The sequence below is a fragment of the Halococcus hamelinensis 100A6 genome, from assembly GCF_000336675.1.
GTDB classification, from domain to species: Archaea; Halobacteriota; Halobacteria; order Halobacteriales; family Halococcaceae; genus Halococcus; species Halococcus hamelinensis.
This window is the reverse complement of record NZ_AOMB01000021.1, coordinates 1-8,169: the sequence shown is the minus strand read 5'-3', so window position 1 is coordinate 8,169 and position 8,169 is coordinate 1. Positions and strand designations below refer to the sequence as shown.

The following is an 8,169-nucleotide window of genomic DNA, read 5'->3' as shown; positions in this document are numbered from 1 at the left end:
GTGTATAAGAGACAGCTCCTGGACCGTCCTGTTCGCGCCGTCGAGGTCGGCCTTGTTGACCACGAACACGTCGGCGATCTCGAGGATCCCGGCCTTGAGCATCTGGACGTCGTCGCCGCTGCCCGGCTGGAGCAGTACCGTCACCGTGTCGGCGGTCTTGATGATGTCGACCTCGTTCTGGCCCGCGCCGACGGTCTCGACGATGATCCGGTCCTTGCCGAACGCGTCGAGGGCCTTCACGGCGTCGGCGGTGGCGATGGAGACCCCGCCCAGGCTCCCGCGCGCGCTCATCGACCGGAAGAAGACGTCCATGTCGCCGATGTTCGAAGCCATCCGGATCCGGTCGCCGAGCACCGCGCCGCCCGTGAACGGCGAGGAGGGGTCGATGCCGATGATCCCGACGGTGAGGCCCCGGTCGCGGTACGTCTTCGCCACCTTGTCCACGAGGGTTGATTTGCCCGCGCCGGGGCTGCCGGTGATGCCGATGACCTCGGCGTTGCCGGTGTGGTCGTAGAGGCCCGAGACGAGGTCGCGGTGGCCTGGCGCACGGTTCTCGATGGTGGTGATGGCCCGCGCGAGCGCACGGTGGTCGCCGTCGAGCAGGCGCGCGAGGAGGTCGTCGTCGGTCATCGCTCGGGGGCGTTCTCGCGGACGAACGCGATGGTTTCGGCCATCGACGCGCCCGGCCCGAAGATCGCCGAGACCCCCTGGTCCCTGAGTTCCCCTTTGTCCTTGTCGGGGACGATCCCGCCGACGATCACGAGGGTATCGTCGAGGGCCCCATAGTCGTCGAGCCCCTCCAGTATCTTCGGTACCAGCGTGTTGTGCGCCCCCGAGAGGATCGAGATCCCGAGGACGTCGACGTCCTCCTGGACGGCGGCCTGCACGACCTCGTCGGGCGAGCGGTGAAGTCCGGAGTAGACCACCTCGAAGCCCGCGTCCCGGAACGCGCGCGCGATGACGTGGGCCCCACGGTCGTGGCCGTCCAGCCCCACTTTAGCGACGAGACATCGGATCGGGCGCTGGGCCTGCTCTGCACTCATACCGACCCGCTACGACTGCCGCTGGTTTGTGTGTATCGATGCTTCGGGATCGATAACCGGTCAGACCCCGTGCGGGCCGAGGTGGGCGCGCTCGTGTTGGACCGCTTCGAACACGAGCCAGAACCCCGCGATACCGCCGAGAACCGGGCCGAAGCTCCCGGGGTTCAGCCAGTCGACCGACCGGGCTGAATCGAGGGCGTAGTCGGTGCCGCCGCGTTCGACGACCGACGGCATCTCCCGGGAGTCGTCCTCGAAGTCGAAGCTCCGCCCGTCGATGGCGGCGTCGACGTACTGCTTCTCCTCGGTCGAGAGCTGGTCGTACGGCGTGGTCTCGCGCTCCTGCTCGAAGGTCGGGTCCTGGATCCGGTGGTTGTACGAGAAATGGTGATCGAAGTCGGCGGCTCCGAGCCAGGCCGGGAGGCTAGCGAGCAGGACACAGACCCCGAGCAGCATGAGCGTGAACCGAAGCCGGGAGTACCGTTGGAGCAGCGAGCTGTGGAGGAGCGACCGAACCGTATCCCGGGTGGATCGGTCGCCGATAAATATTTTCTTCGTTTATTCTCCGAAAAATTAGTCCAGGAGCCGGAGGGAGATCGCGAGACGGGAGGCGGGAACCAGAAGAGGCATTGGCACGAGGGCCCGAGCGCCGGTTATGGCAACCGTCAGCACGCAGGGGCCGGTGAAGTCACACCCGCTCCTCACCACCGCGGTGCTCTCGGTCGTCGGCTACGTCCTCGTTCTCGGGACGTTCGCCGGCATCGTGAACCTCTTTCCGCCGATCGGCAGCGACACCGTCCTCCTGTTCTCCGACCTCATCGCGGTCATCAACACCTGTGCGCTCACCACGCTACTCGTCGGCTTCTACTTCATCCGCACCGGCCAGGTCAGAAAACACCGCGCCGCGATGCTGACCGCGTTCGGGCTGATCATGGTCTTCCTCGTGCTCTACCTCTGGAAGGTCGGCGGTGGCTTCGAAAAGGAGATCGTCATCGAGCAGGGGCAGTTCCTCGCCGCCTACGCGGGGATCGTCAGGCCAGCCTACCTCGTGATGCTCGCGATCCACATCCTCCTCTCGGCGGTCGCCGTCCCGGTCGTGATCTACCCCGTCGTGATCGGCCTCACCCACACCCCGAGCGAGATCGAGGAGACCGCCCACGCCCGCGTCGGTCGGATCGCGGTGGCTTCGTGGTCGCTGAGCCTCTTTCTGGGTGTCGTGACCTACTTCCTGCTGAATCACGTCTACAGCTGGGTCCCGAGGTAGTCCGTCGACCCATCACTCTCGAAACCGCGTCCTGTCGACGTGCACCGGCTCTGGACCGAACAGCGCCCGCGTAAGCAACCGCCGCCCGAACGGAAGCCGAGCTATCGGGACCCGCGCGGGAACCGCGAACAGCGTTCGCAGGAGCGAGCGCGTGACCACATCGGGAAGCCCGTCGCTGCGCCGCACGATCAACGACAGCCCGCGTTCGGCGAGTCGCTGCCCACGTAACACGCGTTCGACCGCGGGCCGCCGCCGCTGCTCGTACCGCCGGAGGGTCCCCGCCGAGAGCGGCCCATCGCCGCGGTCGAGCGCCTCGGCGACGACCGCGTGGGCGACCACGGCGTCCTGGATCGCCAGCGCGTTGCCCTGGGCACCGATCGGCGAGGCGACGTGGGCGGCGTCGCCGAGCAGGAGCAGCCCATCCTCGACCCATCGCTCCGAGAGCCCCGGTTCGATGTGGAGGAGCGAACACGCCTCGAAGCTCGGGAGCGCATCCGGAAAGACGGCGTCGAGGCTCGGGTCGACCGCGACGAGCCGCCGGCGGAACGCCTCGATACCCTCGGCTCTCAGGTCCGGATAGGTTCCCTTCTCGATGAACCAGCCCAGTTGGACCTCGCCGCCGCCGACGCCGAAGTAGAGCAGGAGGCCGTGTTCGTTGAGCCGGGACTGGGCGGCACCCCGAGCGACGGTATCGGGGAGTTTGAACCAGAGGAGTTCGATGTTCGAATCGAGGAGGCCGGGGTCGATGTCGGCCGCCGCGCGGACCGTCGAGAAACGACCGTCGGCACCGACGACCAGCCGGCTCCGCACAACGAACTCCTCGCCGGTGTCATGGTCGAGCGCGCGGACGCCGACGACCCGCCCGCCCTCGCGAACGAGGTCGCGAACCGGCGTGTGCGGTCGGTAGGTGAAGCTCTCGAACGCGTCCGCCGCCTCGATGACCGTTTCGAGCAACGGCGGCTGTTCCATCAGGAGCGCGAAGTCGTAGGGCCCAGGAACATCCTCGAAGTCGAAGACCTCGTAGGAGCGGTCGTAGACCGAGACCTCGCCAACCCTGACCTCCCGGTGGTCGAGGTCGAGTATCGGTTCGAGGAGGTCCATCTCGTCGAGCAGCCGGAGCGCGTCGGGCTGGAACCCGAAGCCACGGAACTCCCGGTCGAGGTCCGAGTGGCGCTCCAAGAGGAGCGTCTCGACGCCGCTACGTGCGAGGAGGTAGCTCAGCACCGCACCGCCCGGTCCCGCGCCGACCACCGTCACGTCTACCTCGCGTTCGTGCGCCCCGCTCACACCGTTACTACGTCGGGGATCGGCTTAGCGTTACTTGCGGTTCACGAGGGGGAGTTCCTCGCAGTCGATTTCGGCTCGCTCGTCGGCCAATCGATGGGGACGCACTAGTAGGAGGAAATCTCAGTCGGTCTCCGGGAGGGCGTAGGCCCCGAGCGCGAAGACGACGACCGCGACGGCGCAGAGCACCACGAAGTCGAACGTCCACGGCCCGCCGAAGAAGGTCAAGTTCCGCACGCCACGTGCGAAGTACGTCAGTGGGGAGAGGTTCATGACCGGCCGGAACCAGCCGGGGAGGAGGTCCGGGGTGACGAACGTCTCCGAGAGGAAGAGGAGCGGGAGGCCGATGGCGTTGCTCGCGGCCACCACGCCGTCGGTCGACCCCGAGAGGCTGCCGATCAGCGCGCCGAGGCCACAGAACAGCGCGACCGCCACCGCGACGAACGGGATCACCATCACCGAGAGCGCGATCTCCGCGCCCGTCACGAACACCACGAGCACGAGGATGATCAGGCTCGCGAGACCGATCACGGCGACGTTGACGAGGGTGTGCGCCAGCAGCCACTCGGGGCGACTCAGCGGTGTCGTGGCGAGCTTTTCGAACCGACTGCCGTCGCGGAACCGCGCGACCGTGCTCCCGACCCGCGAGAGCGGCGTCAACAACACCACCACCGCGAGGTACGCCGGGACGTAGTAGCCCGGTGCTTTCGAGAACAATCCACCACCCGTCGGTTGGGTTCCGACGAGCACGCCGAAGATCACGATCAGGAGGACGGGGAAGAAGAAGGTGAAAAAGACCGCAGTCCGCCGCCGGAGGAACGACTTGCCGGCGGCGACGAACTCCGCGCGCACCCGGCCGGTGGCGGTCACCGGGCCACCCCCGTTTCGGGGTCCCTGGCCGGCTCTTCGACCGGGTCACCGCCGCCGCCGACCGCCTGGCCCGTGACGGCGAGGTAGACGTCCTCCAGGTCGGGCTGACGCCACGCGAGCTCGCCGTAGGCGACCCCGTTCCGGTCGAGTTCGGCCACCACCGCGCTGATATCGGTGGCCGAGACGTCCTCGACGACCAGCAGTCCGCCGCGCGAGTCGACGCGATGGTCGGTCGACGCTAGAGCCGCGGGCTCGGCATCGGTCTCGATCTCGAGTCGCGTCTCCCCGCCGTACTCGCCGACGAGTTCACCGGGTGTCCCGACCGCCGCCACCTGCCCGTCGGCGAGAAGCCCCACCCGATCGGCGAGGCGCTCGGCCTCGGCCATGTAGTGGGTGGTGAGGAGGATGGTGGTGCCGCCCGCAGCGAGCCCTTCGAGGAGTTCCCAGAGGGCGCGTCGACCCGCGGGGTCGATCCCGGTGGTCGGCTCGTCGAGCACCAGCAGGTCGGGGTCGTTCACCAGCGTCGCGCCGACGCAGGTCCGGCGCTGCTGGCCGCCCGAGAGGTTGCCGTACCGTGTATCGGCGGTGTCGGCGAGCCCCATCTCGTCGAGCACCGTCTCGACGTCGCGCGGGTCGTCGTAGAGGCCCGCGTAGTAAGTGATCAGTTCGCGCGCGGTGAGGCGGTCGGCCGGCGAGAAGTCCTGCGGGAGCACCCCGAGCCGTGCCCGCGCCACCTCGGTCGGTGGCTCGCCGAACACCGAGACGTCGCCGTCGACGTCGGTCGTGCCGGTCAGGGCACGAACCAGGGTGGTCTTGCCCGCGCCGTTCGGCCCGACGAGCGCGAACACCTCGCCGGCATCGATGGAGAGCGAGACCCCATCGAGCGCCACGGTATCGCCGTACTCCCGACGAACGCCGTCGGCGATGAGAGCCGCTGGCATGTCGGAGCCGAATTCTGCTGTGGGTTAAGCGGTTGCGTTCCGCCGACGGAGTGTCGGTTTTCCGACCGGTCGTGCTCAGTCGAGGTAGCCACGAACCTCGCGGACGATGCCGTCGACGTCGTACTCGTCCTCCTCCTTTTCGAAGACCACCTGACCGTCGACGCGGACTTCGAGCACGCCGTGGTCGCCGGTGACGAGTGCCACTCGGTCGAGGTCGTCGCCGAAGCTCGTGAGGAGGGCGTGCTGGATCGCTTCGGCACGGTCGAGGAAGCCACACGGGACACAGTATTCGATCTCGACGTCGGTCATGAGGACCCTCGAAGCGCCCCGGGGTTAGCCCTGTCGTCGCTACCGGTCCCCGAACGGCCGCCAGTAGAGCAGGCCGACGGTGACGACGAACACGACGGTCGAGAGCCCGTAGGAGCTCGTGAGCGCCGCCCCCGCGAGCGCCGACGAGCTTCCCGCGACGCCGCTCACGACCGAGGCGATGACGGGCCAGGTACAGCTCACACACGAGAAGAGCCCCAGAATGCCCGAGACGGCCGACCCCGAGACGTCGAGGGCGGTCGCGTAGACGAGGTACGCGAGCGCGACGTAGCCCACGACCTTGTAGGGCAACAGCGCGAACTGGACGGACGCCCCGCTGTAGACCAGCGCGGGGCCGAGTCCAGGCGGGAGGGGTGCGAGCCGGATCCCGGTCGCCATCGAACCCATCCCCGGGCCGACGAGCCCGCCGGCGTAGGCGAGCACCGCGAAGTAGGCCACGGCGAGCCCCCCGACGAGGAGCTTTCGACGGCGGCCCGCCGACCGCGGGCGGGTTCGCCAGATCGCCCAGAGCCCGACGTTGATCCAGACGAACGGGTAGGCGTAGTACTGGAGCGCGGTCGGCGTGACCGACGGCTGTGCCATGTAGAGCAGGACCGCGAGGAGTTCGGCGTTGAGTATCGCCGCGCCCCAGAGGAGCGTGCTCCGCTCGGGGCGGAATCGGGCGAGGCGCTCGCGGGTTAACGGGGAGTGACTCATAACAGGATGGCGTCGATCACGATGGCGAACAGCAGTGCGCCGAGGTAGGCGTTCGAGGCGTGGAACGCCCGGAAGGCGGCTTTCTCGGTTTGTTCGCGGTGGAGGCCGACCACCGCCCAGAGGAAGAGCCCGCCGAAGGCCACCGTCACGCCCGCGTAGAGCCAGCCGAGCGAGGTGACGGCCGACAGCACGCTCGCGCCGAGCAGGGTGGCCGCGAGATACCAGACGATGTGCTTGCGGGTGAGGCGGTCGCCGCGCACGACGGGCATCATCGGGAAGTCGGCCCGCTCGTAGTCGTCCTTGTAGGCCAGCGCGAGGTTGTAGAAGTGCGCCGGGGTCCAGAGGAATATCACGCCCGCGAGCGCGAGGCCCGGCACGCCGATCTTCCCGGTGACGCCGACCCAGCCGATGAGCGCCGGCAGCGCGCCCGCGGCTCCCCCGAGGACCGTGTTCTGAACCGTGTTGGGCTTGAGCACGAGGGTGTAGACCACGCTGTAGAAGAGGATCGCACACAGCCCGAGCGCGGCGGCGAGGAGGTTCACCGTCGAGAAGACCGCGAGCGAGGCGACCGCGAGGAGCACGCCGAAGACGGTGGCGTTGCGGACCCCCACCTCGTCGGTGGCGAGCGGCCGGTCGGCGGTTCGGTTCATCCGGCGGTCGATGTCGCGTTCGAGGACGTGGTTGAACGTGCCGCTCGCGCCGATCGCGAGCACGCCGCCGAGCAACACCGAGACGACGGTGCGGGCGTCGAGCGCGGGCCCCGCCGCGAGCGCCATCCCGGCGGCCGCGACGAGACACAGCAGCCACATCAGCCGTGGCTTCATCAACTGGAAGTACGCCCCTGCGAGCGTCTTGAGTCGCGAGAGCCGTCCCGCTCGGGCCGTCGTATCGGTGGCAGCGGCGGTCTCGGGTGAGGGGGTCGGTTCGGCGGCCGTCGCGGGCGGTTCGGTGGCGGGTTCGGCGGTTGCCGGGGTTTCCGCGGTGGACGAATCGACCGGCGAGCGCTCGGGGATGGTTTCGAGGGTCCACGCGAGCGCGGCGACGAGGGCGGCGAAGATAGCCATCCCGAACAGGAGGTGGAGGTTCGTGATCCAGCCGAGGGTGGTGGTGGCGGCGAGCCCGCCGATGCCGATCTGGACCGGGTAGCCGACGAGCGGCACCACGAGCGCGGCCTTCGCCCGACCGGGGACCTCGGAGCGCCACGCGGCGACGACCGCCGCGAGCACTACCAGCCCGACCACGAGGGCGGCGATCCGGTGGCCCCACGCGATCAAGAGCTGGGTGTCGTCGAGGTTCGTACCGCAGGCCGGCCACGTCGAACACGCCCCGGCGGCGTTGGTGAGCGCCGTCGTCGCGCCGATGACGATGAGGAGATAGACGCCGATGACGGCGAGGGCGAGCAACGTCGTCACCCGTTCGCGGCCGGTAGAGCTGTCGAGAGTCACGATGGAATGGGTCGATCCGGGGTTCGCTGCGGCCGTACTTAGGCTCCGCGCTTTCGGCCACCGGACGGGGAGTCAGCAGGTATTTATGCCCCACAATCGGAGGCAACGATAGATGAACCGAAAGCGTATCGGGCTCTGTGCCGCCCTCGCCGTCGCGCTTCTTCTCGCCGCGACCGAGCCGGTGTTGGCACAGTCCTCGGTCAACGAGGGGCTCATCAGCGGTCTCAACGAGAAGCTCCTCTGGGTGGCGGTCCCGATCACGGTCCTGGTCGAGGGCATCCCTGTCTCTTATACACATCTCT

The 8,169-nt window shown here is 68.4% G+C and carries 10 protein-coding genes and 1 pseudogene; 2 read left to right on the top strand and 9 right to left on the bottom strand.

The annotated features are described in order from the left end of the window. From meaB to C447_RS07335, 3 genes are all read right to left on the bottom strand, one after another. Window positions 1-630: methylmalonyl Co-A mutase-associated GTPase MeaB (meaB, locus tag C447_RS07345; protein ID WP_007692453.1), on the bottom strand; the 630-nt coding region annotated here is incomplete at its 3' end. Then, a complete protein-coding gene (locus C447_RS07340; protein ID WP_007692451.1) occupies window positions 627-1,043 on the bottom strand; it encodes a cobalamin B12-binding domain-containing protein in 417 nt (138 codons plus the stop codon). The genes C447_RS07340 and meaB, both read right to left, overlap by 4 nt. Window positions 1,044-1,103: 60 nt before the next feature. Beyond that, on the bottom strand, window positions 1,104-1,496 hold the full coding sequence (locus tag C447_RS07335) for a hypothetical protein (protein ID WP_007692449.1): 393 nt from the start codon (window positions 1,494-1,496) through the stop codon (window positions 1,104-1,106). A gap of 199 nt (window positions 1,497-1,695) precedes the next feature. Here C447_RS07335 and C447_RS07330 point away from each other — a divergent pair, with 199 nt between their 5' ends. Further along, a complete protein-coding gene (locus C447_RS07330; protein WP_007692447.1) occupies window positions 1,696-2,304 on the top strand; it encodes a DUF420 domain-containing protein in 609 nt (202 codons plus the stop codon). 12 nt (window positions 2,305-2,316) lie between these two features. Here the strand turns inward: C447_RS07330 and C447_RS07325 are convergent, their stop codons facing one another. The 6 genes from C447_RS07325 to C447_RS07300 all read right to left on the bottom strand — a co-directional run bounded on the left by C447_RS07325 (window position 2,317) and on the right by C447_RS07300 (window position 7,867). Further along, window positions 2,317-3,591, bottom strand: a complete 1,275-nt coding sequence (locus C447_RS07325) for an FAD-dependent monooxygenase (RefSeq protein ID WP_007692445.1) — start codon at window positions 3,589-3,591, stop codon at window positions 2,317-2,319. A 120-nt stretch (window positions 3,592-3,711) separates the two neighbouring features. Beyond that, entirely contained in the window at window positions 3,712-4,458 is a 747-nt protein-coding gene (locus C447_RS07320; protein ID WP_007692443.1) for an ABC transporter permease, read from the bottom strand. Next, window positions 4,455-5,399: an ABC transporter ATP-binding protein gene (locus C447_RS07315; RefSeq protein WP_007692442.1), complete on the bottom strand. Its 945-nt coding sequence runs from the start codon at window positions 5,397-5,399 to the stop codon at window positions 4,455-4,457. Before C447_RS07315 ends, C447_RS07320 begins: the two co-directional genes overlap by 4 nt. A gap of 75 nt (window positions 5,400-5,474) precedes the next feature. Next, window positions 5,475-5,708: a SelT/SelW/SelH family protein gene (locus C447_RS07310; RefSeq protein WP_007692440.1), complete on the bottom strand. Its 234-nt coding sequence runs from the start codon at window positions 5,706-5,708 to the stop codon at window positions 5,475-5,477. A 39-nt stretch (window positions 5,709-5,747) separates the two neighbouring features. Continuing rightward, window positions 5,748-6,422 (bottom strand): DUF7546 family protein, encoded by a 675-nt coding sequence (locus tag C447_RS07305; protein WP_007692438.1) that lies wholly within the window; start codon window positions 6,420-6,422, stop codon window positions 5,748-5,750. Further along, window positions 6,419-7,867, bottom strand: coding sequence for a heme o synthase (locus C447_RS07300; RefSeq protein WP_007692436.1), 1,449 nt, complete (start codon window positions 7,865-7,867; stop codon window positions 6,419-6,421). Before C447_RS07300 ends, C447_RS07305 begins: the two co-directional genes overlap by 4 nt. Window positions 7,868-7,979: 112 nt before the next feature. Here C447_RS07300 and C447_RS07295 point away from each other — a divergent pair. Beyond that, window positions 7,980-8,169: pseudogene (locus C447_RS07295) on the top strand (cytochrome c oxidase subunit II); the annotation flags it as partial.